Annotated in this window: 23 protein-coding genes and 1 riboswitch; of the genes, 7 read left to right on the top strand and 16 right to left on the bottom strand. The window is 65.8% G+C overall.

Annotation, left to right across the window (positions count from 1 at the left end; all coding sequences use genetic code 11):
• Positions 1 to 16: 16 nt before the first annotated feature.
• Entirely contained in the window at positions 17 to 583 is a 567-nt protein-coding gene (gene sigC, locus ACZYZF_RS28205) for an RNA polymerase sigma factor SigC (protein ID WP_463747256.1), read from the top strand.
• Here the strand turns inward: sigC and ACZYZF_RS28200 are convergent.
• The 8 genes from ACZYZF_RS28200 to ACZYZF_RS28165 form a co-directional block, all read right to left on the bottom strand.
• A complete protein-coding gene (locus ACZYZF_RS28200) occupies positions 580 to 2046 on the bottom strand; it encodes a PepSY-associated TM helix domain-containing protein (RefSeq protein WP_463837444.1) in 1467 nt (488 codons plus the stop codon). The two genes, sigC and ACZYZF_RS28200, sit on opposite strands and share 4 nt — an antisense overlap.
• Positions 2047 to 2126: 80 nt before the next feature.
• Positions 2127 to 2486: a cation transporter gene (locus tag ACZYZF_RS28195; protein ID WP_463837442.1), complete on the bottom strand. Its 360-nt coding sequence runs from the start codon at positions 2484 to 2486 to the stop codon at positions 2127 to 2129.
• Positions 2477 to 6712 carry an AMP-binding protein gene (locus ACZYZF_RS28190; RefSeq protein ID WP_463747259.1) on the bottom strand — a complete coding sequence of 1412 codons (4236 nt, stop codon included), beginning with the start codon at positions 6710 to 6712 and terminating at the stop codon, positions 2477 to 2479. Before ACZYZF_RS28190 ends, ACZYZF_RS28195 begins: the two co-directional genes overlap by 10 nt.
• Entirely contained in the window at positions 6699 to 6932 is a 234-nt protein-coding gene (locus ACZYZF_RS28185; RefSeq protein ID WP_463747496.1) for an acyl carrier protein, read from the bottom strand. Before ACZYZF_RS28185 ends, ACZYZF_RS28190 begins: the two co-directional genes overlap by 14 nt.
• 4 nt (positions 6933 to 6936) lie before the next feature.
• On the bottom strand, positions 6937 to 8511 hold the full coding sequence (gene fadD10, locus ACZYZF_RS28180; protein WP_463747260.1) for a fatty acid--CoA ligase FadD10: 1575 nt from the start codon (positions 8509 to 8511) through the stop codon (positions 6937 to 6939).
• Positions 8512 to 8529: 18 nt separating this feature from the next.
• Positions 8530 to 9084, bottom strand: coding sequence for an FcoT family thioesterase (locus ACZYZF_RS28175; RefSeq protein WP_463747261.1), 555 nt, complete (start codon positions 9082 to 9084; stop codon positions 8530 to 8532).
• Between the two features lie 2 nt (positions 9085 to 9086).
• Positions 9087 to 9956: a (3R)-3-[(carboxymethyl)amino]fatty acid oxygenase/decarboxylase gene (scoE, locus tag ACZYZF_RS28170; protein WP_463747262.1), complete on the bottom strand. Its 870-nt coding sequence runs from the start codon at positions 9954 to 9956 to the stop codon at positions 9087 to 9089.
• A gap of 81 nt (positions 9957 to 10037) precedes the next feature.
• Positions 10038 to 11507, bottom strand: a complete 1470-nt coding sequence (locus ACZYZF_RS28165) for a PPE domain-containing protein (RefSeq protein ID WP_463837440.1) — start codon at positions 11505 to 11507, stop codon at positions 10038 to 10040.
• A gap of 191 nt (positions 11508 to 11698) precedes the next feature.
• Here ACZYZF_RS28165 and ACZYZF_RS28160 point away from each other — a divergent pair, with 191 nt between their 5' ends.
• Positions 11699 to 12508 carry a class I SAM-dependent methyltransferase gene (locus ACZYZF_RS28160; RefSeq protein WP_463837438.1) on the top strand — a complete coding sequence of 270 codons (810 nt, stop codon included), beginning with the start codon at positions 11699 to 11701 and terminating at the stop codon, positions 12506 to 12508.
• A 94-nt stretch (positions 12509 to 12602) separates the two neighbouring features.
• Here the strand turns inward: ACZYZF_RS28160 and metE are convergent, their stop codons facing one another.
• The 3 genes from metE to ACZYZF_RS28145 form a co-directional block, all read right to left on the bottom strand.
• On the bottom strand, positions 12603 to 14876 hold the full coding sequence (gene metE / locus ACZYZF_RS28155; RefSeq protein ID WP_463837436.1) for a 5-methyltetrahydropteroyltriglutamate--homocysteine S-methyltransferase: 2274 nt from the start codon (positions 14874 to 14876) through the stop codon (positions 12603 to 12605).
• A gap of 127 nt (positions 14877 to 15003) precedes the next feature.
• A riboswitch (cobalamin riboswitch) is annotated at positions 15004 to 15208 on the bottom strand.
• Between the two features lie 76 nt (positions 15209 to 15284).
• Positions 15285 to 15965 (bottom strand): sensor domain-containing protein, encoded by a 681-nt coding sequence (locus ACZYZF_RS28150; RefSeq protein WP_463837434.1) that lies wholly within the window; start codon positions 15963 to 15965, stop codon positions 15285 to 15287.
• 52 nt (positions 15966 to 16017) lie between these two features.
• A complete protein-coding gene (locus ACZYZF_RS28145) occupies positions 16018 to 16539 on the bottom strand; it encodes a hypothetical protein (RefSeq protein ID WP_463837432.1) in 522 nt (173 codons plus the stop codon).
• Positions 16540 to 17030: 491 nt separating this feature from the next.
• On the opposite strand from ACZYZF_RS28145, the gene ACZYZF_RS28140 reads away from it, so the two are divergent.
• The 4 genes from ACZYZF_RS28140 to ACZYZF_RS28125 all read left to right on the top strand — a co-directional run bounded on the left by ACZYZF_RS28140 (position 17031) and on the right by ACZYZF_RS28125 (position 19788).
• On the top strand, positions 17031 to 17723 hold the full coding sequence (locus ACZYZF_RS28140) for an MspA family porin (protein WP_463837431.1): 693 nt from the start codon (positions 17031 to 17033) through the stop codon (positions 17721 to 17723).
• Between the two features lie 91 nt (positions 17724 to 17814).
• Entirely contained in the window at positions 17815 to 18501 is a 687-nt protein-coding gene (locus ACZYZF_RS28135) for an MspA family porin (protein WP_463747269.1), read from the top strand.
• Positions 18502 to 18532: 31 nt separating this feature from the next.
• A complete protein-coding gene (locus tag ACZYZF_RS28130) occupies positions 18533 to 19258 on the top strand; it encodes a hypothetical protein (protein WP_463837429.1) in 726 nt (241 codons plus the stop codon).
• 251 nt (positions 19259 to 19509) lie between these two features.
• A complete protein-coding gene (locus tag ACZYZF_RS28125) occupies positions 19510 to 19788 on the top strand; it encodes a hypothetical protein (protein ID WP_463837427.1) in 279 nt (92 codons plus the stop codon).
• Positions 19789 to 19860: 72 nt separating this feature from the next.
• Here ACZYZF_RS28125 and ACZYZF_RS28120 read toward each other — a convergent pair whose 3' ends face one another.
• Together ACZYZF_RS28120 and ACZYZF_RS28115 are read right to left on the bottom strand one after the other, a co-directional pair.
• A complete protein-coding gene (locus tag ACZYZF_RS28120; protein WP_463747272.1) occupies positions 19861 to 20259 on the bottom strand; it encodes a hypothetical protein in 399 nt (132 codons plus the stop codon).
• The gene (locus ACZYZF_RS28115; RefSeq protein ID WP_463837426.1) at positions 20246 to 20791 is read right to left on the bottom strand and encodes a signal peptidase II; all 546 of its coding nucleotides are present in this window, start codon (positions 20789 to 20791) and stop codon (positions 20246 to 20248) included. Before ACZYZF_RS28115 ends, ACZYZF_RS28120 begins: the two co-directional genes overlap by 14 nt.
• Before the next feature lie 106 nt (positions 20792 to 20897).
• On the opposite strand from ACZYZF_RS28115, the gene ACZYZF_RS28110 reads away from it, so the two are divergent.
• On the top strand, positions 20898 to 21650 hold the full coding sequence (locus ACZYZF_RS28110) for an enoyl-CoA hydratase (protein ID WP_463837425.1): 753 nt from the start codon (positions 20898 to 20900) through the stop codon (positions 21648 to 21650).
• A gap of 8 nt (positions 21651 to 21658) precedes the next feature.
• Here the strand turns inward: ACZYZF_RS28110 and ACZYZF_RS28105 are convergent, their stop codons facing one another.
• From ACZYZF_RS28105 to pdhA, 3 genes are all read right to left on the bottom strand, one after another.
• Positions 21659 to 22846: a dihydrolipoamide acetyltransferase family protein gene (locus ACZYZF_RS28105; RefSeq protein ID WP_463837424.1), complete on the bottom strand. Its 1188-nt coding sequence runs from the start codon at positions 22844 to 22846 to the stop codon at positions 21659 to 21661.
• On the bottom strand, positions 22843 to 23850 hold the full coding sequence (locus ACZYZF_RS28100; RefSeq protein WP_463837462.1) for an alpha-ketoacid dehydrogenase subunit beta: 1008 nt from the start codon (positions 23848 to 23850) through the stop codon (positions 22843 to 22845). The genes ACZYZF_RS28105 and ACZYZF_RS28100 overlap by 4 nt, the downstream gene beginning before the upstream one ends.
• An 83-nt stretch (positions 23851 to 23933) precedes the next feature.
• Entirely contained in the window at positions 23934 to 25037 is a 1104-nt protein-coding gene (gene pdhA / locus ACZYZF_RS28095) for a pyruvate dehydrogenase (acetyl-transferring) E1 component subunit alpha (protein ID WP_463747276.1), read from the bottom strand.
• Positions 25038 to 25173 lie beyond the last annotated feature (136 nt).

Here is a 25173-nt window from a genome sequence, read left to right as displayed (position 1 = left end):
CGGGCGTCATCGAATAATGTCGATGGCTGTGACTACCGAACGCAGCGAGGATCACGTTACGCGGTTGGCCTTCGCCGCCGGCCGCGGTGATTCGGCGGCGCTCGAGCAATTCATCCGGGCCACTCAGACCGATGTCTGGCGAACCGTCGCCTACCTGGGCGATTCCGGGTCGGCCGACGACCTGACGCAAGAGACATTCATGCGCGCCATCACGGCGCTGCCCCGGTTCAGTGGCCGGTCATCGGCCCGTACCTGGCTGCTGTCGATAGCTCGGCGCGTCGTGGTCGACCAGATTCGCCACAAGCAGAGCCGGCCGCGCACCCAGCACGGAGTCGACGTCGAGCAGGTCCTCGACAGCTACCGCCCGGTCGGTGGCTTCGAGAAGATGGTGGAGATTCGTCTCCTTTTGGACGGACTGGACCCCGACCGTCGACACGCGCTGTTGCTGACCCAGGTCCTCGGCCTGTCCTATGCCGAAGCGGCCGAGGTCTGTGGCTGCCCTGTCGGCACCATTCGTTCACGCGTGGCACGAGCCCGCGAAGATCTGATTGCAGCATCCGAACGGGACGATCTGACCGGCTAGGGCCGCTGCTCCTGTCTGCGATGTTGCCGCCACCCGATCATGGCGTCGACGACCACGAACGCGACCAGGCTTGCCCCCAGCAACGGGATGAACCAGCCGACGGCGGCCGCCACGAGAACCACGGCCACTGCCGCGCCGGGCGGCAGTCCGGTCAGGACACCACGACGTGGCGCACTACCCACCGGGCGGCCCCCGGCAATGGGGCGGCGATGCCACCACAGCAGGTAGCCGCGAACAATCACGGTGACCAACGCGACCGCAAGGCCCAGCAGCAGGAGCTGGTTGGCCACCCCGAACAAAAGTCCCATGTGCAGCTGGATGCCCCACGCGGAAAGCTTTGCCGCCAACGGCCAGTCGGCGAACCACGAAGTGTCGGTGATTCGCCCGGTTGCGCCGTCGACAGCCACCGCGTTGTTGGACATCACCCACGGCTGTCGCGTCTGCGCCACGGTGAATGCGGTATCGGCGCGGGCGGGAATGCCGACCTCGACCTTGCCGCCGACACCGGCATCGCGGGCAGCCTCCAGCACCCGGTCGAGGTCACCCACCATGGGTGCGGTGTCCTGGGGAGCCGCAGCCGCAGCGGGGGCACTCTGATGCCCTTCATGACCGGACATTTCTGCAGGCGGGCCGTGAATGGCTGTCGACACGGACGGTGTCGTCCATGACAGTGCGGCGCGCACAGCGGTGACGTTGTCACCGGCGAACCGGGACCACGTCAGGCCCGTCGCCGACAGGAACAGCAGCCCGACGGCGATCCAGATCCCCACCGCCCCATGCCAGTTCAGTATCCGCACCCGGCCCCGGGCAGAGCGGTCGAGCGTCAGCAGTCTGGGCTTCGAGTCATCCTGCCGCGGCCTTCGCCGGTATCGGCCCCACCACAGGAACACCCCGGCGAGCGCGATCAACCACAGCCACGACGCCGCGAGTTCGCTGTACAACCGACCCGGTTCGCCCAGGTGCAGGCTTCGGTGCAACTGATCGATCCAGGTCCGCAGCGGCAGCGCACCGCTGCTTCCGTAGACCGTCAGTTCCCCGCGCGAGGCCGCTGTCACCGGGTCGATGAAGACGGCATGACGCTCGGACTCAGCCAATGACGGATCATCGAACATCACCCGGGTGGTCTCGCCGGGCCCGGTCGCTGGACGTACCGCGGTAACCGGAAGGTCGGGCCGTTCGGCCTGCGCGGCCCGAACCTGATCGGCGACCGGCAGCATGTCACCGATGCTGGCCGATTGAAGCTGATCGCGATAGGCGAACTGCTCGATGGTGGGTGCGATTGCGTACAGCCCACCGCTGATCGCGGCAATCAGCAGGAAGGGCCCGACGAAGATCCCCGCGTAGAAGTGCAGGCGCAGCAAGAACGCACGGTAGGGCGCGGTCCCCACCGGTGGCGGATTCGACGCCGCTGGCCCCGTTGGCGTCGGGGTTTCATCTGTGGTTGTCGACGGGTTCTCGCCCATGGCTCCTCAGCGGTCGAACGGTCCTCGATAAGAGTGGTCGTTCGGACCGCGTCCACAGTTCCCGATGGACATTCAGTAATTCAGCCCCCCATGTGTCCCACGGTCACCCAGCGGATGGCCCTCGACACCAGCGAGGAGGGTTCCTGGGGCGGCGCTTCAGACGGGGATGCCGCGTCGTCGTCGACGGCGGTGCGCTCTTCGGCGTGGTAACCGGCCTGTTCGACCGCGGCACACAGGTCAGCGATGCTGACGTCGTGACGGGCATCGATGGTCGCGATCTTGGTGGAGATGGCCACCGAGGCGCGCACTCCGTCGATCTTGTTAAGCGCGTTCTCGACCCGGCGCGAGCACGCTCCGCAGGACATTCCGGTCACATCGAGTCGGATCCGTCGGGTACCTGTTGCCTCGGTACGGTGTGCGGCTACGTCTGTCACTGCCATCCCTCACTGTCTAACGGCGTCTGGTTGATAAGTCGTTGGGCACGGGTGTTCAGTTCCCGAGAACATCCCTGGGCGAGCAGATTCTGCAACGACGGCGATCTCGCCACGATTTGGCCGACGGTGTCGATGTCCAATGGAAGTGTCGGATACTCGGCCAGGTATTCCGCGTAGGAACGTCCATCGAGCTTGCGGCCCAGGCCGATCCATGCGTCGATCACCGACCAACGCCGCGGATTGGCCCTCGCCCAGTCACTTTCATCCAGCCGGCGCTTCCACTCGTGACTGTCGATATCTTCGGAAGCAACCGCGCCGAGTAATTCCCGGTACGCCACGGTCTGCCCGCGCATCACATCGATCCCCGATCCCAGCTCGTCGGGTCCACCGAACTGCGACAACCTGCGAAGGATGCTCTCCGCCGCCGCGCGGCCGGTCGTCACATCCTCGGTCAACTCCACCGCCGGGTAGGCCTTCAGCGCATGGCAGGCATCGACTACGGACACCAGGATGTCGGCGGACCCGCGTACCTGTTCGGGGGTCCCCAGTACCCGGGGCAAGCGCACGATCGTGAAGTCGAGTTCTCGGCCCGCCCCGGCCACCGCCAATTCCGCGAGTGCCTTGGACGCTGCGTACGGGTACGGAGCCTGACGCGGGTCGACCACGTGAGGCGCGTCGACGTCCGCATTGACGACGTACGTCGACAGGTGGGCCAGCCGGGCACCCGAAGCAACGCACGCCCGCGCCATGGCCGCCACCAATTCCACATTGGCCGAACGAAGTTCACGGTACGGAACCACCACGTTGGTGTTCCCGATGCAGTTGACAACGGTCCGGGTGCCGGTCTCGCGGATGAGCGCCTCCAACTCGACCGGACCGAAACCGGGGACGAGGGGCTCGATCCGGATACCCGGCATGCCGCGCAGCTCCGTCCAGATCCGGGTATCAGGTGGGGCCGACCTCATCGCCAGCACCACGTCAGGACGCGGTACCCCCGACCGCGTCAGCTCCAGAATCGCCTCGGCGAATCCGGTGCCCAGCACTCCCGACGCACCCACCACCAGGATTGGCTCAGCTCCATGAGCTGAGGATTGCGGTGGGTTCGACACCGCACGGGCACGCCGCATCGACAGTGTGGTGACGTCACATTCGATCTCTGCCGCGGTGTCGGCGTCCATCCAGCTGTCTGTGGTCGACATGTCGTGCACCAGGTTTGCCGCGGTGTCGGCGCTGATCAGGTCCAAAATCGACACCTGCCGGCCGAGATATCTGCGCGTATCGGGCAGGATCCGGGCGAGATCCAGCGACCCGACGCCTCCCTGCAGGAGCGAACCGTGCGGCGTGATGGGCCGGTCGAGGCGGACGCTCCACAGAGTGGCGAGACCGGCCGCCGACTCTCCGGGTTCGTCGGCGTGGGTTCCTTGTCCGGATGCGGCAGATGCCGGCAGCCTTGCGGTGTCGATCTTCCCACCGGGCTTTCGCGGAACGGCGGCGACGCTGGTAACTGCGAACGACGGGACCCGCGCATCGACCAGGATGCGCCTGATCCGTGCTGCCGCCGCGGGGTCTTCGCCACCATCGCGGGTCCGCCGAGTCTCGAACCAGATGCCCAGACCGCCGTTGTGAAGCTCAACGGCGATGTCCACCACCGTCGGGTCGGCCACGATCCGTCGGGTGATCTCGGCGGTGTCCACCCGCTTGCCGGAGATCTTGACGAGCGCATCCTTACGGCCCGCGAAGATCGGGTATCCGTCGCCGTCGATCGTTACCCGGTCGGCGGTCGCAAAGACACGCTGCTGCCGCCCGCCGGGCGTGGTGACCAATCCGAAACCGGCACTGTCCACGCCGAGATAGCCGTCGGCCACCATCTGCCCCATCACCACGACTTCGCCGAAGGCGATCACCACCGTATTCGGAACGAGCGGTCGTCCCAGTCGAAGTCGCGCACCGTGCGCGAGCACCTCACCGCCCTCAACGATCGGCAGGTAGGTCACCACGACCGTGGTTTCTGTCGGACCATAGCTCGACACCAGTGAGATGTTCTCGGCGCCGGCGGTCTTGATCCACTTGTCGACGGCAGTCGCACGGACGGGCTCACCGCCGATCACGATCTGTCGCAGACCAGATTCGCGAACAACCGACATCGCGTCGACGTCGTCGCACCATAGCTGCCACACCGCGGTGGGCAGATCGACGATGGTGGCCCCGGCCGCCACCAGATCGGTGCAGAGTGCCTGCAGATCACCGGCTTTCAGAGCAGCGGAACGCACGATTGCCGCGCCGCTGAAAGCTGCACCGAAGATTTCTTCGACGCTGATATCGGATGTCAGCGGCGCGCATTCAAGGATGGTGTCATCCGGCCCCCAGCCGTACGAGCGGGTCACTCCAGCGCAGAACACCGCCAGCGAACCATGGCTGACCTGCACGAGTTTGGGTTCCCCGGTCGATCCGGACGTGGGCATGAAGTATGCAGTCCTGGCCGCGAGGTGCGGGTCAGTTGTCGCCTCGTCGATACGCGCCTCGACCCGCCGCCGATGACCGTCGTCGAGAAGTTGCCGGACGGGAGCCGAGTAGACATCGACGATGTGCGTTGAGATGCCGTTGCCGTACTCGTCGATCCGACGAGCCCGCACTCCCAGCTGATCCTTGCTGTCGCAGACGCTGTAGCCGCAGCCCGCCAAGTGGCACGCGATCAAGAGATCGATCGTCTTGTCGGTGCCATCATCGGTGAGAACCACCACATCTCCTGGTGTCACATCGTTTTCGAGCAGCCAGGTGATCCAGGAGTCGACATGGAGACGCTGTCGACGACACTCGCCGACGGCCCCGGCGCGGCCGAGGAACCACGCGAGAGGCACCGGATGCTCCGGCTTTGGCGCTTCCGATATCGGACGCGGCGTCCCGTCACTCGCGATCGGCCGCCATGCCCCGACCGTCATCGCGATCGGGGAATCCCACATCGCTGTCATCGATTTCAGCGCAGCCGCGACCCGCAACGCCACGTTCGGAGCATTCAGGCGCGGCAGATCGGGCCGAGTCCAGATGTTGAGGGTGAGCGTGCGTCGTTGCTCATCGAGCACCGCAGCAACGGTGACGCCCTCGATCGGGCCGATATCCGACGTCACGGGTGCGTCACACAAGAACGGCGCCAGCTCAGAAGCACAGGGCTCACGGAGAAAATTGAGCGCCAACGTCCCTACGGAGGTTGTCCGATTGATCGCCAGATACATTCGACGGTAGTGCTCTTCGCGCAGCCAGCGGCGCCGACCGGCCTTGACGTAGCCCCGGTCCACCGCGCGCACCACGTCCGCCACCGATGCATACGGCAGGAACCGGACCGGCTGCGCCACCGAGTTGACCAGGCACGTCGCGACATCGAGATCGGGGTCGCCGAACCGGTTGTCCACCGCGTGCACCAGAAGGCACTCGGTGGTGCGACGAATACTCGCGTCCACTGCCGTTGCCGCCGCCGCGACGAGCACGTTCAGCGGAATGTTCTCGCGGTCGGACAGTTCAAGGATCCGGTCGTAATCTTCGCCGAGGATCACCGAGGTTTCGATGAGGGTCCCCCTGGTCGCGAACACCGGGGCCTCGCCATCCGCATGTCCGTGGCCACCCTCCGCTGCGGCCGCGGTGAGCTCCTGTTGCACAGCGATGGTGAGCCGCTCAAGTGATTCGTCGATACGGCTCGACTCCCGACGATGCGCGGTGGCGACACCGGTCAGGCCATCACGGACACCGGCGGTATCAGCCGGGCCGCCGTGCGCGAGCGCGCGCCCGAGGTGGGCCTCGATGATGCCGATCGCTCCCCCATCGAGCAGGAGGTGATGCGCTTGGGCATCGAGGCCACACACCAGGCCGTTGCCGTCGAGATGCACGGTGTAGCGCGCCAACGGCTTTGCGACGATGCCCGATCGCCACTCCTGGGTCAGCGCTGTGCTGTGGTCATCGTCCGACACGTACACGATGTCATCCACATCCAACTGGGGCACGAGGACGGGATATCCGCCGTCATCGGGGGGCGGCACCAGAACACACAGCTGAACGGGGTTGGCGAGGACGGTCTTCCGCAGAGCGGCCAGGAATTCGGCTTGCACCATCGGCCGCAACCGGTAGCGCCTACCGATCAGGTACAGGTGGGGATCATCGTCCCGCAACACTCCGTTGTAGATGTTCTGTTGTGACCGGCTCAGCGGAATACGCAGTGCCTGAGGACCTTCAGACAGGTTCACCCAGCTTCTCCAACTCCTGGACCCAGCCGGTGATCGACAGGTTCTCCGCCAGTCGCCGCGGTAGGTCTGACTCCCGATCGATGCCGAGCCGCTTCATCAACAGAACGAACCGGACCGAGTCCAGCCCGAGATCTCGCAGGTCTGTCGCATCGCCGTCGACGAAATCCGATTCATCGACGTAGAGCACCTCCGAGAGGGCCGCGAGCAGTCTGCCCCTCAGACACTCATCCACCGGTCGTCACGCCCAGTGATGCCCGCATGACCTTGCCCGACCTGGTTCGCGGAATCTCCTGCACGAACCTGATCGTCGAGGGCCTGGCGATCGGTTCCGACTCCTGCCGGAACCGTGCCGCAATAGCGTGTTTGAGCTTCCTTGCCGCTGACTCATCCCGCATCGTCGACGTGACCACCGCCAGACCTACCAGCGCACCGAACTCGTCGTCGGGGATTTCGTAGCAGGCTGCCTCGTCGACGCCGGCGACACTCTCCGCGATCCGATCAACCTCATCGGGCACGATGTTCACCCCACCCGAGATGATCATCTCTGACGATCTTCCCCGGATATAGAAGAAGCCGTCGTCGTGGCGGTCGAGAAGATCCCCGGTGTTCACCCACCCGTCAACCAGAGCTTCCGCGGTACGGTCGGGATTGCCCCAATACCCCAACATGTTCGCCGGGGACTTGATCCACAGCGTGCCCGAGGAAGCCGAACCACGGCCGGACCGAGGCGGCGGGCCGCTGCCGTCATCATCCAGGTGAACTTCCACGCCGGGATACGGCCGTCCCACCGCACCCGCCGCAATTCTGGCGATCGACCCGTCATCGGTGGGGAGGCACAGTGCGGTGCACCCTGTTTCGCTGAGGCCGTAGACCTGCGCGGTATGAACCCCCGCCCCTTCGACAAAGCTGACGTCGGAGGCGACCGCGCGAGATCCGCCATAACCCACCATGCGTAGCGACGGCGGGACCGGAGTTCCGGTGGACCGCAGTTCGGACACCAGCCGGGTCAGTAGCGTGGGAACCAGACATGTTGTCGCTACCTCATTCACGGTGAGGATCTCGGCGATGGACGACGTGTTCTCGCCACCGGTGATGCACGACCCGCCCTGCATCAGACAATTGAGGATCCACCACAGCCCACCGATGTGCGTCGCGGGCAGCGGCGAGTACGTGGTCTCGCCGACGATCCAGTCGATCCAGTTCAGCTGCTCGCGCCGCAGAATGTCGGCAACGGAGTAGAAGGTCCGATTCGGGAGCAGGACGGCTTTCGGCATACCGGTCGTACCACTGGTGAAGATCATTGCCAGCGGGTGTTCTGCTCCTCCAACAGGAGTGCTGGGTAATGGTCCTGAGACCGGACGGTCGGCGCGGACAGCTGCTCCGGCCGTGATGGCGACGTTGATGGCAGGGATCGACCGGAGAGTCCCGAGGTCGGCGGTGCGCAGCCGGCAGCGCGCCGCGATCAGCATCGCACTGGGCGTCGTGATCTCACCGAACCGGTCAATGGTTGCGGCGGGCAGGGTGCCGTCCACCATGACCGCGACGGCGCCCACTGCCGCACAGGCCAGCACCGCCAGGTACGTCTCGGGCCCGTTGTCCGAGATGACGAATACACGACTTCCCGGAGCGACCGATCGGGAGACGAGATCGGCTGCGAGCCTGTCCACTTCGACCATGAGGTCTCGGTAGCGAATGGAACTGGTTCCGTCGCAGCGGCGTAGGGCGATCGTCTCGGGATGTTGCCGTGCCCGCTCGACGATACGTTCCAGCACCGTGGATGGTGGGGGTGTCATAGCCATACCGCTCTTGTACGGGAATCAGGGGATGTTGAGGGCTGCCAGTTCGACTTCGCCGGATGCGGCGCCGCCGTCCTCATCCCAGAATTCGACCGTGCACGGAATCTTGAGATAGCGAATCGTTCGGTCGACAACCTCGAAGTCCTTGCACAGCAACCGCGCCGAGAATCTCTGCGACTTGATCGGACGCTTGAACCGCGATTTGGTCGTCTTGATCAACATGCTGGGGAGTTGGTAGTTGAAGTAGTCCTCGATCGACCAACCCCGGAATTCGGGTATCACCTCGTTGAGGATGGCCGGTGCGAACGCACTGTAGGCGAGTTGGTTGAAGCACAGCACCCACTCGGCGGCGTTGAAGTGGCCGGTATCCCGAATGTATGCGGGCTCTTTGATGCTGAAGTTCCCGACGGCGGATACCGAGCTCTCGGTAGCCTCGTATTCCGCGTCGAGAAGATAGCGGCACCCCTTGTAGGAGTACGGCTCCAGCACCTTCACCAGCAGATCTTCGGGGATCGGCGTCATGCGGGCGATGTCGTACCCACTCGTGACCACAGACAGTGTTTCGGCGGTGCTCATGCTCATACCCCATATCCCGGTGTTGTGAGGCCGTCCAGCATGGTCAGCCGATGTGTCGTCACAGTGCCTGGTGTCGTGCCGTGTTTTGCCCGGTGCATCAGAACCCGGTTGTCCCACAACACGACATCGCCGACCTCGTAGTGCTGGGCATGGATGAACGGCGAGGTGAAATCCGGATCGAGTTGTCCGGTGGCAGTCATGAGTTCCTGCAGCACGGTGGGATCCAAGACACGCCCGTTCCCGTCCTCGATCTTCGTGGTGCCCGACGCGCAGATGTAGAGAATCTCCTGCCCGGTCTGCGGGTGTCTGATCACCGTCGGCCAGGCGATCGGAGGCGTGGTGCCGGAGATCTCGTCCCACACCTCGCCGATCGGCTTGTACACATCGTGCGGGCGAATCTTGATGTGGCGCCGCGGATCATGAGTCGCGAACGTGCCACGCACCGGGTCGCGCACAGCGTCGGGAAGGGACTCCCACACCTTGTTGAGGTCGATGAAGTAAGTCCCGCGGTCACTCCCGGGCACCGCAAGTGGCACCACCATCGAGAAAGCGAATGGCTCGGGCATGAACATGTAGTCGATGTGCCAGAACGCACCGGTCCTGGGTACTCCGTGCCCCTCCTCCGTCGAGGAGACGAAGATCTCTGGGTGGTCTTTGTGGTGATAGATCGGCTCGTAATACGTGACGACATCACCGACGATGCGGCCCAGTCGAAGGAATTCCTCAGGAGTCGGATGGACATCCTTCAGAATCACCAGCTTGTTCTGGTAGACGATCTCGCGGATCTCGTCCCTGGTGACGTCACCGAGGTTCTTGGGGTCGATTCCCGTGACTTGCGCCCCGAGCCCCTCCCCCAACACATTCAGCGTCAACTCTTCTCCCTCGTTCGGCACTGCACAGCGCCGGTGGTGCGACTATCGGATTGGTCGAATCAAACCGGTTGAAAGTTCCCGCTATTCGCGGGTCTCCGGCGAACTGCCCGCCCAGGTGGCGGGCAGCATGGGAACGGATTCCCCGGCGCCGTCGGACGCGCACTGGACCATCCCCGCCGCGGGCGCACTCGTGGCGACCGCAGCGACCCCGGAGAACCCGAGACTGGTTGTCCCCTGCTCACTGGATGCCGGTGACGCGGGCCGGCCGCTCTCGGTGCGCTCCACCGGGTCGGGGTCGTCCAGAAATTCGTAGCGGTAGCTCCTGGCGCGGTCTCGGTTGCGCCCAGCCTGCTTTCGACGGCTACGCGCGACGACCGCTGCCCTGGCCGCCGCGACGGCGGTGACGGTATCTGCCATTCCATCAGGGGATTTCGCGCCCGCCCCGGGCCCTGCGGCCACCGCCGGCGGATCCAAACCCGGTACGGCGTAGCCGACGACGGATGGGCCTGGCGGCCCGCCCGCGGCGCCCGGACTGCTCGGGGTGGACACACCTGACCCCGTACCGGTCTGCGGAACTGCTGTCGAGGCAGTGGACAGGGGCGGTGGCACGCCGATATCGGCTGACCCGCCGGCGCGATGACCCACGTGGACCTCGGCGGGTCCTGGTATCAGCCCAGATGCCGGAACCTGGTTCTGCAGCAGCGCCAGTGCGCTGAGCGCGCTGAGAGCACTGAGCGCCGGCGCGAAGAACGGTAGGAGAAGTAGCGAATACGAGGCGTAGTACGGGTACCAGAGCATGTCGTAGAGCACCAGCGCGATTGCGGCGAGTATGGCGGTCTCGGCCGGGTTGAATCCCAGTTGCCCGAAAAACTGTTGGAACGTCTCGAGGAGCTGCTGGGGATTTCCGGCTCCCGAAATGAGCTCCGAAATCAGTTTCCAGATGTCGCTCAGTTGCAGGTTGCCCGAGGTTGTGCCGGAGGCATCCTGCTGCTCGCTTCGCCCTTCACCGCCCGGCGCCAGGATCGACGGAGCCGGCCGGGTCGGCGGAACCACCGAGTACGCGCTCGCCGCCACCGCTTCGTAGATCATCATCACTTCGGCGGCCTGTAGCCACATTCGCACGTAATCGGCTTCGTTGAGTGCGATGGGGATGGTGTTGATTCCGAAGAAGTTGGTGGCCAACAGCACGCCTTGGGTGACGTGGTTGGCAGCGAGCTCAGCCAGGGTAGGCATGGTCGCCAGGGCGCTGCTGTACGCGGCCGCGACGGTCTCATGCTGCGCGGCGGTGACCGCACTGTCGGCCGAGGCCTGCTCGAGCCACGTCAGGTAAGGGCCGTGGGCTGCCACATACCTTGCGGCGCTCGGACCTTCCCAACTCCCGGCCTGAACTTCGGCCAGGATCTGCGTGAGTTCGGCAGCCGCTGCACTGTACTGCGCGCTCAAGCCCTGCCACTCGGCAGCTGCCGCGATCAGTGATCCGGGACCCGGTCCGGCAGTCAACAACGCCGAATGCACCTCCGGAGGCACCGCAAACCAGAGCGGTGCGGTCACGTCATCACCTCCTCGCATGAGCGTTGATTGCGGCCACACAGGCCGGTACGCGTTGCCTCGTAATTCAGCTAGTCGGGCAGGAGTGCCGGAAAGTTCCCGAGATGTCGGCAATGACCGGTCAACCGGGGCAATGACTCTCGACGGCATGGCACGTGTGCCGCTGCTTGTGCGTTGCCGGGTACGGTCGGCGCATGCCAGTCATCGACGCTCGTCACCTGACCGCGATCTCAGAGACCGCGCTACTGACACTGCACCAGCGAGCTACCGAGGCGGCCCGGCGCGGCGGCATCATCGACGACCCGATGGCGATCACGTTGCGCGATGGCCTCGGGTACGACTATCAGCATTTCGGCCGCACCCATCAAGCCACCGCCCTGCGGTCCCTGGCATTCGACAACGCTACTCGCCGATATCTCCAGACGCACCCGCGTGCCACCGTGGTCGCGCTCGCCGAGGGGCTGCAAACCAGTTTCTGGCGTCTCGACAATGGCGAGATGAACTGGCTTTCAGTGGATCTGGATCCGATTGTGCGTCTGCGTCAAGAATTGCTGCCGGCACCCGACAGACTCCGCCACCTGGCGCAGTCCGCCCTCGACTACTCCTGGATGGATCAGGTGGACACCGCCAACGGCGTGCTCATCACTGCCGAGGGCCTGTTCCAGTACCTCGACCACGATGCGGTGTTCGATCTCATTGCCATCTGCGCCAACAGATTTCCGGGCGGACAGCTGATCTTCGACAGCGTTCCCCGCTTTCTGAGCTGGTACTCGCAAAGACGCGGCATCAGACTCAGCAAGCAGTACACCGCTCCGCCGATGCCGTTCTCATTCACCGCCGACCGGTACGGCGAGCTCCGTTCTCTACCAGGAGTTCTCGCGGTACACGAGCTTGCGATGCCAGGAGGGCGGGGCAAGGTCTTGTCGCGCGCCGCGGCACTCGTCTACCGATCGCGCTCACTCGAACGTTTCCGCGCACCAACCAACGTCATCGAGTTCGGCTGATACCCGGAAGAGTAGGCGGCACCGAACGTGGGTCTTGCGCACGGGATCGAACCCATCGCGCGCATGAGACCCACGCTCGGCGATCTGAACGCCGCTATCCCGCGCGAACTTCCGCTGCAGCACTGACCACGTGCCTGAGCGCCGCAGTAACCTCATCAGTGGTGCGGGTCTTCAAGCCACAGTCGGGGTTGACCCAGAGTCGTTCGGCAGGAACCGCTTTGAGTGCTTCACGCAGAGATATGGCAATCTCCTCCACGCCTGGCACCCGGGGTGAGTGGATGTCGTAGACACCCGGACCGACGCTGTTCGAGAACCCGGCCGCATTGAGGTCGGCGAGCACCTCCATGTGAGACCGGGCCGCCTCGATGGAGGTCACGTCGGCATCCAGGTCGGCGATCGCCCCGATCACCTCACCGAACTCCGAGTAGCAGAGGTGGGTGTGGATCTGCGTGGAGTCGGTGACGCCGGAGGTGGACAGCCGGAACGCATCGACGGCCCAGCGTAGGTACGCCGCCTTGTCCTTGGTGCGCAGCGGGAGCAGTTCGCGCAACGCGGGCTCGTCGACCTGGATGATGGCGATGCCCGCCGACTGCAGGTCCACGGTCTCGTCTCGGATGGCCAGGGACACCTGAAAAGCGGTGTCGGACAATGGTTGATCATCCCGGACGAAGGACCAAGCCAAGATGGTGACCGGACCGGTGAGCATTCCCTTGACCGGCTTGTCGGTCAACGACTGGGCATAGGTGATCCACTCAACGGTCATGGGCTCGGGTCGTGCCACATCCCCGTAGAGGATCGGCGGGCGCACGCAGCGACTGCCGTAGGACTGCACCCAGCCATTCTGCGTGGCGAAGAACCCGTCGAGTTGTTCGGCGAAGTACTGCACCATGTCGTTGCGCTCGGGCTCACCGTGGACCAGCACGTCGAGGCCCAGTTGCTCCTGCAATCCGATGACATCGGCGATCTCCGACTTCATCCGGCGTTCGTATTCGGCGGCATCGATCTTGCCGGATCGAAAGTCCGCACGGGCGATACGAATGGCCGAGGTCTGTGGGTAGGACCCGATCGTGGTGGTCGGCAGGGACGGCAGCTTCAGGCGGTCCTGCTGTACAGCACGACGCTGGTCGGCCGGTCCGCGTGTGGAGCCCGAGGCGACGATCGCCGAGATCCGCGCCCGGACTTCTCCGTTGTCGAGTCGTGGATCGGACTTGCGTGAAGCGATGGCCGCGTCGGAGGCGGCAACTTCGGCCGCGATCGCGTCCTGCCCCTCACCGAGACCGCGCGCCAGGGCCACGACCTCGTCGACCTTCTCGGACCCGAAAGCCAGCCAACTGCGCAGCGCCCCATCGATATCCGACTCCGCGTCAAGCGTATAAGGCACATGCAGCGTCGAGCACGCCGTGGAAACTGCGATCGCCGCGGCTGATTCCCGCAGCGTGGCCAGGGTTCCCAGCGTCCCCGCCAAGTCGGTGCGCCAGATGTTGCGGCCGTCGACCACACCGGCCACGAGGAGCTTGTCCTTCAGCTCTGGAACCGCTGCCAAGCTCTCGGCAGTGCCGGCCACCAGATCGATACCGATGGCCTCGACCGGAGTCCCGGCCAGGGCAGGCAGCGCGTCCGTCAGCTCGCCGAAGTAGGTCGCGACGAACACCGAAGGCCGCTTGTTCAGCGCACCGAGTCGCGAGTAAGTCTGCTCGGCAAGCTCGGCAGCGTTGTCCAGGATGTCGGTCACCAACACGGGCTCGTCGAATTGGACCCACTCCACTCCGTGGTCGGCCAGCAGTCCCAGCAATTCGGCATAGACATCGACGAGTTCGTCCAACCGTTCGATCGGCGCGTCAGCCCCCTCGACCGCCTTGGCCAGCGCCAGGAAGGTGATCGGGCCGACGATCGCCGGTCGAGCCGGGACACCCTGGGCTGCAGCTTCTTCCAGCTCGCCGAGCACTTTCGCCGGGTTGAGCGCGAAGTTGGCGTCCGGTCCGATCTCCGGCACCAGGTAGTGGTAGTTGGTGTCGAACCACTTGGTCATTTCCAGTGGCGCGATGTCGTCGTTTCCACGCGCGGCAGCGAAATAGCGCTCGAGATCATCGGCGATGCCGTGGACCCGGGACGGCAGTGCACCGACCAGCACTGCGGTGTCGAGCACGTGGTCGTAGTACGAGAAGGTGTTGACCGGGACCGAGTCCAGCCCGGCCGCGACCAGCGATGCCCACGTGTCGCGGCGCAGCGTGGCAGCGACGGACTCGAGTTCATCGCGATCGATCCGTCCGGCCCAGTATTTCTCGACGGCGCGCTTGAGTTCCCGGTTGGGACCGATGCGGGGCGACCCCAGAATCGTGGCGACGAAAGGTGTTGCGGTTGTGCTCATGACGACGTCCTTCAGCGTGCGGGGGATGGCCACCGCCAAGAGACGTCGAACCGAACGCAGCCACCCGACACGAGTGACCCGCCTTCGGCCACTGCCTATTCCGCGAGGCGATGAACCACCGGGCGCGGCGCGCCCGGTACGGCTGGCAGGTCTTCGGACTCACAGGCACGCACGGAGACCGTGCACCTACTGGCCGTCGCTTCCCAGCTGCAGATCCCTGCGTGCCAGTGCTGATGACGGCGGTCGTTCCTGCATACCGCTGCGGGACAGTCCCGGATTCTCACCGGGTTCCCTCTCACGTCGCATCTGAACCAGCCTGCGGCGCTCGATGTCGGCACCGCAAACACCCCGGCACCGACAAACCAGCTGCGAGCCTGAGACTACCCGCAGCACGCCGGCGGGCACCGGTCAGCGCGGCATCGCGGCCTTGATCTTGTCCACCACATCAGCGGCCTGGGTCACGGATGAACCGTCCGGCTTGCACGCCTGGATGTCCATGGCGAGATTGGCGGCAACGGCCAACGCACGCTGGCAGTCGCGCGTCTGATCCCCGTCGACGCGGGTGAACGGCAGCGTGAGCTCGGACTCGGTCTTCGTGAGATCGCCGCTCGTCCACTTGGGCAGCCGTTCCCCGTTGAGAGTGATGTTCACGTGGTGGTTGGTGCACTTGGACCAGCGGTCGGCCGACTGATTGAGGAAGTCGGTGGCGTCCTGCGCGGACGGGAAGATCACCACCGACTGCACCAGCAGGTTGTCCCAGTTGTCGTTGTCCGGAGCCCTGAGCAAGACCTGACGCATCGCGGCCCAGTGATCCCCGTAGATGGCGGCCTCGTCGACCTGCCACGCCCCCAGGCAATTCAGATTGGGCAGCAGGTTGCGGTGGTCGTTCATCTGGGTGACCGCGGGATGCGCCGTCATCCCATCGGTCCCCATCAGGGTGTTGACCTCTTCAGTGCTGAGCAGCAGTCCCTCTAGTGCCGACTTGGGTACGTCGCTCGGCGGCCCCTGGGCCTCGTCACCGTTTCCGGTACAGCTGGTTGCCACGAGCACGAGCGCAACCAACGAGATCACAAGCCGGATCACGGGCATTCCTTTACTGAAGGCACGGCGCACCGCGCATTCCAACACGATTGAGTTTCCGTCAGGCGTGCGTGCCTGCGGCGGCGCAGGCCATCTGAGCGTTGTTGGCGTCGGTGTTCAGCTGGGTGGCCGTGTCGTTGAGCGATTGACCGCCGGTCCGCAGGCCCATCTTCAGCAGCAGCTTCGTGGCACCGAAAGACCACGACCGCATCGGGTTGGCAATGTCGGGCGAGAGCCCCGGCGTGCCCGCGGCATTCATCGCCGACGAGGCAGCTTCACGCAGCGCCGTCCGGCCGCTCGTGTTCGTGGTGCTGATGGTCGGATCCCCATAGTCGGGGCGCTCCACACCTTCGATGGAATCCGCGAAATCGCCGTAGAAGGTCGAGGCCGAATCGAGAGCGTCGGCAAACGTCGAGCACGCCGTAACCGCAGGCACGCCGGGGTCATCCGTGCTCGCAACCGGTACCGGGACCGGACCCGCCACCGGCGCCCCAGCCGTCACCGGAGGTAGCTCGGGCGTCCCAGGCGCCGCCGGCCCCGGCGTGCCGGCCTCGTCACCAGGTTCGGCAAGTGCCATGGGCATGGCACCGAGCCCAATGCTGAAGGCAACTAGCAGCGATGCAATCCCTCGTTCGTACACCTGAGACGACCTCAACGATTCCTCCGTCAGTCGGATAGCAGTTCGGCGCCGGGCGCCACAGTTGACGTCTGCGTCTCATCGACGCATCTGCCGTCCCCCCGGATCACCACACGGTCGGGGGTTCACATGTCCAAAAGGTGAACACCCGGCCAACCCGTTCCCCCTGGCGGTCGTCCATTGTGCGTCGGCCGCCGTCGCCGATGCCTCATATATGTAATGCGCTGCGGCGCAGGGCGTTTCCCAGCAACCTCACAGGTTCGAGAACTTCAGCTGGACGGAAACGCGGCGGCAGTTGTTGGGGCGTTGTTCACCGAATCGAAACGCAACCGGTTAATGATTCGTCGCGACAGATTCCTTGGGCCCATTGGCTTCTGACGACCACGGCGCGTCGCAGAAGGACTGGGTCCAGAACCACGAGAGGCGCAAGTTCACGCATGTTGAGTCGTTTTGCCCCCCTGGCTGCAGTCTGCATGTTGGCCCCTGTAGCGATTGCGCCCCTTGCATCAGCGGATCCCCCGCCCCCGCCGGACCCCGCGGTTGCCGCCGCGCCTGCCCCACCCCCACCGGACACCGGCGCGGTGCCGTCCTCGCCTCCCGGCGTCCTGGACACCCCGGACGGCTGGCACGTGTCCGTGGTCGGCTCTAACGAGACCCTGCTGCCGGTCGCACCGCTGACCACTGCGATCTCGTCACGCGAGTATCTCGTCGGTGGCACCTTCAACGGCAAGGTCTCCGGCGGTGGCAAGACGAAACTGACCGGCGGCACGCTTGAGGCCGGGGCTCAGATCGGTTGCGGCATCATCAGCGACGAGGCGGAGATCAACCCCGGTCTCAGCTTCTCCCCGAGCCTCAAGATTCCGTTCACCGGGTCCGCGGGCGATGTCGGCGCCGGCACCGGTATCAGCTTGCAGGGCAAGGTGTACCTGAAGCCGGGAACGGTCACGATCGTCCCGATCGACAAGAAGTCGTTCAAGGGCACGGGTACCCGCGTGACCATCACGGGCGTTCGGATCAAGTTCGATCAGTGCGCGGGGCAGTCGTTCATTCGCACCTACGCGACCCTGACCAGCTCCACCGACAACACCGACGACGTCATCACGTACCTCGGCGTCACCAAGGCCGTCTGACCGCGGCCCGGCGACGACACCGACCATGTATCCCACTGATCACGACGTCGATCCCTCTGATTCGAAACCCATGAGAGGCACAAGTTCCCGCATGTTGAATCGTTTCGCCACCTTGGCTGCTGTCTGCCTGTTGGCCCCGGTAGCGTGGGCGCCGCTGGCGTCCGCCGACCCGCCACCACCGCCGCCGGACCCCGCGGCACCGGTGGATGCCGGCCCACCGCCGGACAACGGACTCGTCGCCTCCGCCGAGCCGGGCGTCGTCACCACCCCGGACGGCTGGAAACTCACGGTCTCGGCGAAAGACGAGAGCCAGCTGCCCGTGGCGCCGCTGACCACCGCCGCATCGTCTCGCGAATACCTTGTCGCGGCCACGTTCACCGGCACCGTCACCGGCGGCGGGTCGACGTCGCTGAACGGCGGCACACTCGACACCGGCTACCAGATCGGCTGCGGGATCGAACTCGGTCAGGTCCGCCTCATCGGTTCGATCGGCCTGAGTACATCGGGCTCGACGCTGGCCGGCATCATTCCGACCGGTGTCAGCATGCCGATGTCGGGCACCATCGAGATCCACGCCAAGCCCGGCACCGTCACCAACGTCTCGGTGAACAAGAAGTCGTTCAAGGCGGCACCGGTGCGCGTCACGGTGAAGGACGTCCACATCAAGATCGACGGCTGCGTGGGCCAGTCCTTCCTGCGCTCGTACGCGACGCTGACGAGCTCCACCACCGACACCGACGATGTGGTGGCTTACTACGGCGTCACCAAGGCAGTCTGACGGGCTGGACGTGAGAGCGAAACACGAAGGCATGAGCGAGAACCCGGACAGCACATTCGCGGTCAAGAACGCGATGGCCACCCTCGCCGCAGCCGGATTGTTCGTGGTCGGCGCGGCGGTTGCCTGCTCGGCAACCGCCGCCGCCGACCCGGCACCGCCGGAGGTTCCAGGTGCGCCCACGGTGGCCGCCCCCGCTCCTGAACCGGCACCGCCCGGACCGACGGTACCCATCATGGGGGCACCGCTCGGGCCGAGCGGCCTGTCGGTTCTGGGCCAGACCGGCAACGACACGGCACCCGGCAGACTCGGCGTCCCGAACGGGGTTGACATGAGTCCCGGCGCGCTGCTGGGCCAGTATGAAGCTCCGTCGGCGCCGGGAGGGCCGCCACCAACCCAGGCGCCCAACCTCCGGGCGTTCAACAACGGAAACTTCTTCCCGCAGAACGAGAAGCCGGCGGCGCCCGGACAGGGCACCATGGTGGGCGTCGCACCGGGTCAGGAGAATGCGGACATCTCCGGGCTCGACTGGATGCGACAGATGCACACGATGTACCGCAACGGGAACCTCCGTGGCGCAGCGCTTGGCCAGATGCCCAAAGAGCAACTGGGTGAACCACTTCCGGGCACCGCCCCGCTGCCCGGGACCAACATTCCGCAGGGGCTCGGCGAGAACCTCCCCGATCCGGCAGCTCCGCCGCCGGCACCGGGAACACCGCTCCCCCCGGCGGATCCGGTTCCGCCAGCGCCTGCTCCGTAAGACATTCGGGCAGCGTCCGGCTATGCCGGACGCTGCCCGTCTGCTTTCTGACCCACCCGGCACCCGGTCAGCCGAACTCGAGCCCGGTGCCGCCAGTTGGACGAATTTTCGTAACTTTCCGTTAACTTTGCATACATCGGGAATACACTGACTGGCGACGGTCGGGGCTACCGGTGAGAGCGACAGCATGAGATCCGACCGCCGGGAGGATCGAGATGCTCACTCATGCTCGATGTTCGAAAGCCGCCGGTATGGCCGTGCTCATCCCCGTCATTGGGATGGGGGGCATCCCGTTGGCCGCGGCCGACCCGACTCCCGGCAGTCAGCGGGCCGACGAGACCATCTCGGCCCTGAGTGCCGAGGGCTACACCGTCGCGATCAACTGGGTGGGCGGCACCAGCACATTGCCGCTGGACAGATGCCGGGTCAATGCGATCCACAATCCGAACCGGGGAGTACCGGCCTTGCCCAAGTCAGCGGTAACGGTCTACGTGGATGTGCAATGCCCAGACGAGAGCTCGAATTCGTGACCCTGCCGCCAGTCACGGTGGCCGGAACCGGATCCGGCTGAACCTCGCCTCGGGCCATCCGGTCGGCTCACTTCAGAATGCCCCGGCATTGGGCGCCGAGGTGGTGGCGTAGGGATTCGACATGGTCGTGGTCGCCGGTGTGGTGGTCTCCACCGGAGCTTCCTGCGGTGGCGTTGGCGCGCTTGATGTTCCGATGTCTTCGCTGGTGCTCACCGGCGTCCGTGGCGAAGTGCTCGTGCTGGTTGTGAACGACCGCGACGATGGCTTGAGGGGTGTCACCGGGGTGAGTCGATCAGGTTGAGGAGGCAGTACCGAGTGGTGCGACGTCATCAGGATCGCGAAAACCAACGCGCCGACGGCCACCACGCCGCCGATGCCCGCAACGACCATCGCCGCGGGGGTCTCGTGCCACGGCGTACTCGGCGGGTCCTCGATTGAACCGACCCGGTGGTCTCGATCAACGTCCGGCATGCGACCCCGAGGTCCGGGCGGCACCGTTGAACGGAAAACCAGACAGCGACAACGCGATCAGCCACACCACGCCCGCCAACACAGCCAGGTCCGCCACGTTGAACACCGGCATCGGGCCGACTGCCAAGAAGTCGATCACCTGACCGCGCAATGGTCCTGGGGCTCGGAAGAAGCGATCGATGAGGTTGCCCGCGGCACCGCCGAGGATCGTTCCGAGGCCCAGCGCCCACCACGGTGAGCGGACATTCACGCCGATCCAGGCAATGACCGCGGCGACCGCAAGGACCACGATGGTCAACATCACGGTACGGTCGGCAGCCATCGACAACGCGGCACCAGAATTGCGGGTGAGCTCGACCGTCAACCAGTCGCCGGTAAACGGCACCGCGCGACCGGGTTCGAGCAGGCCCACAGCCAGCGTCTTGGTCCCCACGTCGACCGCAAAGATCGATCCGGCCGCCAGCAACAGCAATCGGTGCCGCGTCGGCTGCGTCGACCGGGCGCCAGAAATACCGGCAATGTCAGCCGTCATCGAATCATTGTCCACTCGCACCGACCGGACCGCCGGACCACACGGCTGACGTTTCGATGAACATCGGTGGTCACCACCCCCGGCAGGGGCGCGCTAGGGTGACCTGGTGTCGGATTCCGTGTTGGTCAGCGTCGACGATCACATCGCAGTCATCACCGTCAACGATCCCGATCGCCGCAACGCGGTGACATTCGAGATGTCGGCGGCCCTGCGCGCCGCGGTCGAGGCCGCCGAGGCCAACCCCGACGTGCACGCGGTCATCGTCACGGGCGCCGGCAAGGCGTTCTGCGCCGGCGCCGATCTGACCGCTCTCGGCGAAGCCACCGAGGACGGGCTGCGCAAGATCTACGACGGGTTTCTGGCAGTCGCGCACTGCACCCTGCCGACGATCGCCGCGGTCAACGGCGCAGCGGTGGGCGCGGGCCTGAACCTCGCGCTGGCTGCCGATGTGCGTATCGCCGGCCCGGCGGCATTGTTCGATCCACGATTCCAGAAGCTGGGCATCCATCCCGGCGGCGGCGCCACCTGGATGCTGCAGCGCGGCGTCGGTCCGCAGGTAGCCCGGGCAGCGCTGTTGTTCGGGATGCGCTTCGACGCCGAATCCGCGGTGCGCCACGGGCTGGCGTTGTCGATCGCCGAGGATCCGGTGGGCGCTGCACGCATGCTTGCCGCAGGCCCTGCCGGCGCTCCACGCGACGTGGTGATCGCCACGAAAGCTTCGATGCGGGCCACTACCAATCCCGGGACAGTCGACATCGACCAACATGGGGCCGCCGTCGACATCGAACTCGGTCCGCAGGCCCGCTCCATCGAATCCCCGGAATTCGCAGCGCGTTTGGCTGCCGCCAAGCGCAAGTAGCCTCCGCCTCAGAGGTCGATCACGGCCAGCTCGGGCGCTTCGAGCAGCGCGCGCAGGTCGCCCAGGAACGCGGCGGCCTGAGCACCGTCGACGACGCGGTGGTCGAAGACACAGGTCAACGACATGGTCGGGCGGGCCACCACCGCGCCGTCCACCACGACCGGGCGCGGTTTGATCGAGCCCATGCCCAGAATCGCCGCCTCCGGATAGTTGATCACCGGCACACCGTCGTCCAGCCCGAGAGCGCCGAAGTTCGACACGGTGAATGTCGATCCACTCAGCTCGGCCGGGCTGAGCGTGCCCGCTCTGGCCTGCTCCACCAGGCCGGCCACCGTGCCGGCCAACTGCCGGGTCGTCATCGCTTGCGCGTCGCGGACCACAGGGACCAGCAGGCCGCGCGGTGCAGCCACCCCGAAGCCCAGATGCACGGCCGGATGCCGGTGAATCTGAGCGCCTTCCGTGGTCTCCAGCCACGTGGAGTTCAGTAGCTGATGCCGTCTCAGCGCCAGCACCAGCAGCCGCAATGTCAGGACGAACGGCGTGACGGGCAACTCCGCATCGACGATCCGGATTCGGTCGCGCAGCTCCAACAATGCGGTGCAGTCGACGTCTACACGGGCGTGGGCATCGGGAATTTCCTTGTGTGACAGAGACATCCGCCGCGCCATGGCGGCCTGCACCCCACCGACGTCCAGAATCTCCGAACTGCCCGCGGCGGCCAAGACGTCGTCGCGGGTGACGATGCCCTCGGGCCCGGACCCAGGGGGGAGCGCGTCGAGGTCCACGTGCAGGTCGGCCGCCAGCTTGCGCACCGGTGGTTTGGCACGGGCCCGGGAGCTACCCGGCGCCGGTGTGCGTCTGCTGGCATCCATGCTGTCGTCGGCGCCGTACCCGACCAGTACCGATTTGCGTGGTGTCGCACCATTTTTCGCGGTATCGGTGGGTACGGCGGCCGACTCACCGGCCTCGATCCGGACCAGCAGCGAGCCGACGGTCAAGGTATCCCCCGCTGCACCGCCGAGTTCGAGCACCTGCCCGGCGAACGGGCTGGGGATCTCCACCTCGGCCTTGTTGGTCTCGACGGTGCACAACGTCTGATTGAGCTCGACCGTATCGCCCACCGCGACACTCCAACTGGTGATGGTGGCGTCCTGCAGCCCCTCGCCGAGATCAGGGACCAGGAACTCCCGGTTCACGGCTGTTCCAGCGCACGCTCGACGCAGTCAAGCAACCGGTCGACGCCGGGCAGCCACGCCTTCTCCAGCCGGGCCGGCGGGTACGGCGTGTCAAACCCGGTGGCGCGCAACACGGGTGCCTCAAGGTCGTAGAAACACTGCTCGGAGATCCGGGCGGCGAGCTCGGACCCGAAGCCCAAGGTCCGAGGCCCCTCGTGCATCACCACGGCACGCCCGGTGCGCTGCACCGAGGCCGCGACGGTATCGAAGTCGAGCGGGTTGAGCGAGCGCAGATCCACCACCTCGAGGCTCCAGCCCCGCTCGGCTGCCAGGTCCGCGGCGTTGAGCGCGGTGCCCACCAGCCCGCCATATGTGATCACCGTGACATCGGCTCCGTTGCGCCGCACAGCGGCCCGGCCGATCGGCGGCGCCGGCGCGCTGGTGTCGACGAGTTCGCGGGACCAGTAGCGCCGCTTGGGCTCCAGGAAGATCACCGGATCCGGGCTGCTGATCGCGTACCGCAGCAGCCAGTAGGCATCCGACGGGGTGGACGGCACGACCACCTTGAGGCCGGCGGTGTGCAGCCAGTACGACTCGGTGGACTCTGAGTGATGCTCAACTGCACCGATGCCGCCGAACGACGGAATTCGCACCGTCACCGGCATGTTCACGTCGCCGTGGGTGCGCATGTGGTACTTCGCCAGGTGGCTGGCGATCTGGTCAAAGGCCGGGTAGCTGAATCCGTCGAACTGCATCTCCGGCACCGGGATGAAACCGCGGATGGCCAGGCCGATGGAGGCACCGATGATCGCCGATTCGGCCAGTGGAGTGTCGAAGCACCGGTCGGGACCGAACGTTTCGGCCAGTCCCTCGGTGACCCGGAAGACTCCGCCGAGGGTGGCGACGTCCTCGCCGAACACCAGCACATGCTCATCGGCCGCCATGGCGTCGCGCAGCGCCCGGTTGATCGCGGCGGCCATCGTCAGTTCGGCGGCCACCGGCATGGACCCCGCCGACGGGGGCATCTTGAGCGGAGTCAGGGCAGGCTCCCACGGTTCCGGTGAATCACCCTGAGCGGCAGGACGATCGATGATCTGAGTCATGGGTCTCACGCCTCCTTCGCCAGTTCGGCCAACAACTGATCGCGTTGGCGTGCCAAATCCGGGGTGATCTCGGCATAAACGGAGTCGAACAGCTCGGCCGGATCGGCGTCGGCGGCACCGACGATGGTGTCGCGGAGCTCGGTGCACAGCCGGTGTGACCGCGCCGCCACACGTTGGTCCAGGCGGTCGTCGAGCACGCCGACAGTCTGCAGGTAGGTGCGGTAACGCGCGATCGGATCGCGGGCCAGCCAGTCGTCGAGCTCGCTCGCCGACCGATAGCGGGTGGGATCGTCGGACGTGGTGTGCGGACCCATCCGGTAGGTGACCGCCTCGATGAGCGTGGGACCGCCGCCGCGGCGCGCCCGTTCGGCCGCCTCGGCCATCACGGCAAAGCAGGCCAGCACATCGTTGCCGTCGACGCGGATCCCCGGCATGCCGTACCCGATCGCCCGATGTGCGATCGACGGGCCGGCCTGTTGCCGGCTCACCGGCACGGAGATCGCCCACTGATTGTTCTGCACGAAGAACACGCATGGCGTGTGGAACACCGATGCCAGATTGAGCGCTTCGTGCGCGTCGCCCTCGCTGGTTGCGCCGTCACCGAGAAAGGCGACGGTCACCGAATCCTCACCGAGGCGTTGGGCGGCCATCGCCGCGCCGACCGCGTGCAGCCCGTGGGTGCCGATCGGAATCGCGATCGGGGCGACGCAACGGCTGACGAACTCCACGCCCCCGTGCCATTTGCCCCGCCACACCGCACCCATCTGACCCGGGGTGATCCCGCGCAGCAGGAAAGCGCCGATCTCCCGGTACTGCGGGAACAGCCAGTCGGTCTTGCGCAGACAGGCCGTCGCCCCGATCTGCGCGGCCTCCTGGCCGCGACACGACGCGTACAACGCCAGCTCACCCTGGCGTTGCAGGTTGATGAACTCCGTGTCCAGATCACGGGTGACCACCATGGACTCGTACAGCCAAGCCAGAGTCTCCTGAGGCAGATCGCGGCTGTAGCGAGTCTCTGTGGTGGGTGACCCGTCGGCGTCCACCAAGCACACCGGCTCGAGATCGACACTGAGATGTGCCGGGGCCGGCCCTGCAAATGACTCAGCCATACCGCCTCCTTCTCTGGTGACGGCATGTTGCGCCGCCATTCCACGAGGTGCTCAGGGCAGCGGCGGTACGTGCAAAACCCCTGGTGAGAGGCCTCCGGCTAGGTGCCTGGGTATGGCGCTAGCCGGACGATCCGCT

It is taken from the genome of Mycobacterium sp. IDUB_24, assembly GCF_055419385.1.
Note: the sequence above shows the minus strand (reverse complement) of the source record. Positions and strands in the feature narration are given on the sequence as shown.

Excerpts from the sequence above, each read along its gene's own strand:
- ACZYZF_RS28200 (WP_463837444.1), bottom strand. The coding sequence starts at position 2,046 with ATGGGCGAGAACCCGTCGACAACCACAGATGAAACCCCGACGCCAACG.
- ACZYZF_RS28145 (WP_463837432.1), bottom strand. The coding sequence starts at position 16,539 with ATGCCCATGGCACTTGCCGAACCTGGTGACGAGGCCGGCACGCCGGGG.
- sigC (WP_463747256.1), top strand. The coding sequence starts at position 17 with ATGTCGATGGCTGTGACTACCGAACGCAGCGAGGATCACGTTACGCGG.
- ACZYZF_RS28195 (WP_463837442.1), bottom strand. The coding sequence starts at position 2,486 with ATGGCAGTGACAGACGTAGCCGCACACCGTACCGAGGCAACAGGTACC.
- fadD10 (WP_463747260.1), bottom strand. The coding sequence starts at position 8,511 with ATGGCTATGACACCCCCACCATCCACGGTGCTGGAACGTATCGTCGAG.
- ACZYZF_RS28125 (WP_463837427.1), top strand. The coding sequence starts at position 19,510 with ATGGCCGTGCTCATCCCCGTCATTGGGATGGGGGGCATCCCGTTGGCC.
- ACZYZF_RS28135 (WP_463747269.1), top strand. The coding sequence starts at position 17,815 with ATGTTGAATCGTTTCGCCACCTTGGCTGCTGTCTGCCTGTTGGCCCCG.
- ACZYZF_RS28115 (WP_463837426.1), bottom strand. The coding sequence starts at position 20,791 with ATGACGGCTGACATTGCCGGTATTTCTGGCGCCCGGTCGACGCAGCCG.
- ACZYZF_RS28100 (WP_463837462.1), bottom strand. The coding sequence starts at position 23,850 with ATGCCCCCGTCGGCGGGGTCCATGCCGGTGGCCGCCGAACTGACGATG.
- metE (WP_463837436.1), bottom strand. The coding sequence starts at position 14,876 with ATGAGCACAACCGCAACACCTTTCGTCGCCACGATTCTGGGGTCGCCC.
- ACZYZF_RS28160 (WP_463837438.1), top strand. The coding sequence starts at position 11,699 with ATGCCAGTCATCGACGCTCGTCACCTGACCGCGATCTCAGAGACCGCG.
- ACZYZF_RS28120 (WP_463747272.1), bottom strand. The coding sequence starts at position 20,259 with ATGCCGGACGTTGATCGAGACCACCGGGTCGGTTCAATCGAGGACCCG.
- pdhA (WP_463747276.1), bottom strand. The coding sequence starts at position 25,037 with ATGGCTGAGTCATTTGCAGGGCCGGCCCCGGCACATCTCAGTGTCGAT.
- ACZYZF_RS28150 (WP_463837434.1), bottom strand. The coding sequence starts at position 15,965 with ATGCCCGTGATCCGGCTTGTGATCTCGTTGGTTGCGCTCGTGCTCGTG.
- ACZYZF_RS28175 (WP_463747261.1), bottom strand. The coding sequence starts at position 9,084 with ATGAGCACCGCCGAAACACTGTCTGTGGTCACGAGTGGGTACGACATC.
- ACZYZF_RS28140 (WP_463837431.1), top strand. The coding sequence starts at position 17,031 with ATGTTGAGTCGTTTTGCCCCCCTGGCTGCAGTCTGCATGTTGGCCCCT.
- ACZYZF_RS28130 (WP_463837429.1), top strand. The coding sequence starts at position 18,533 with ATGAGCGAGAACCCGGACAGCACATTCGCGGTCAAGAACGCGATGGCC.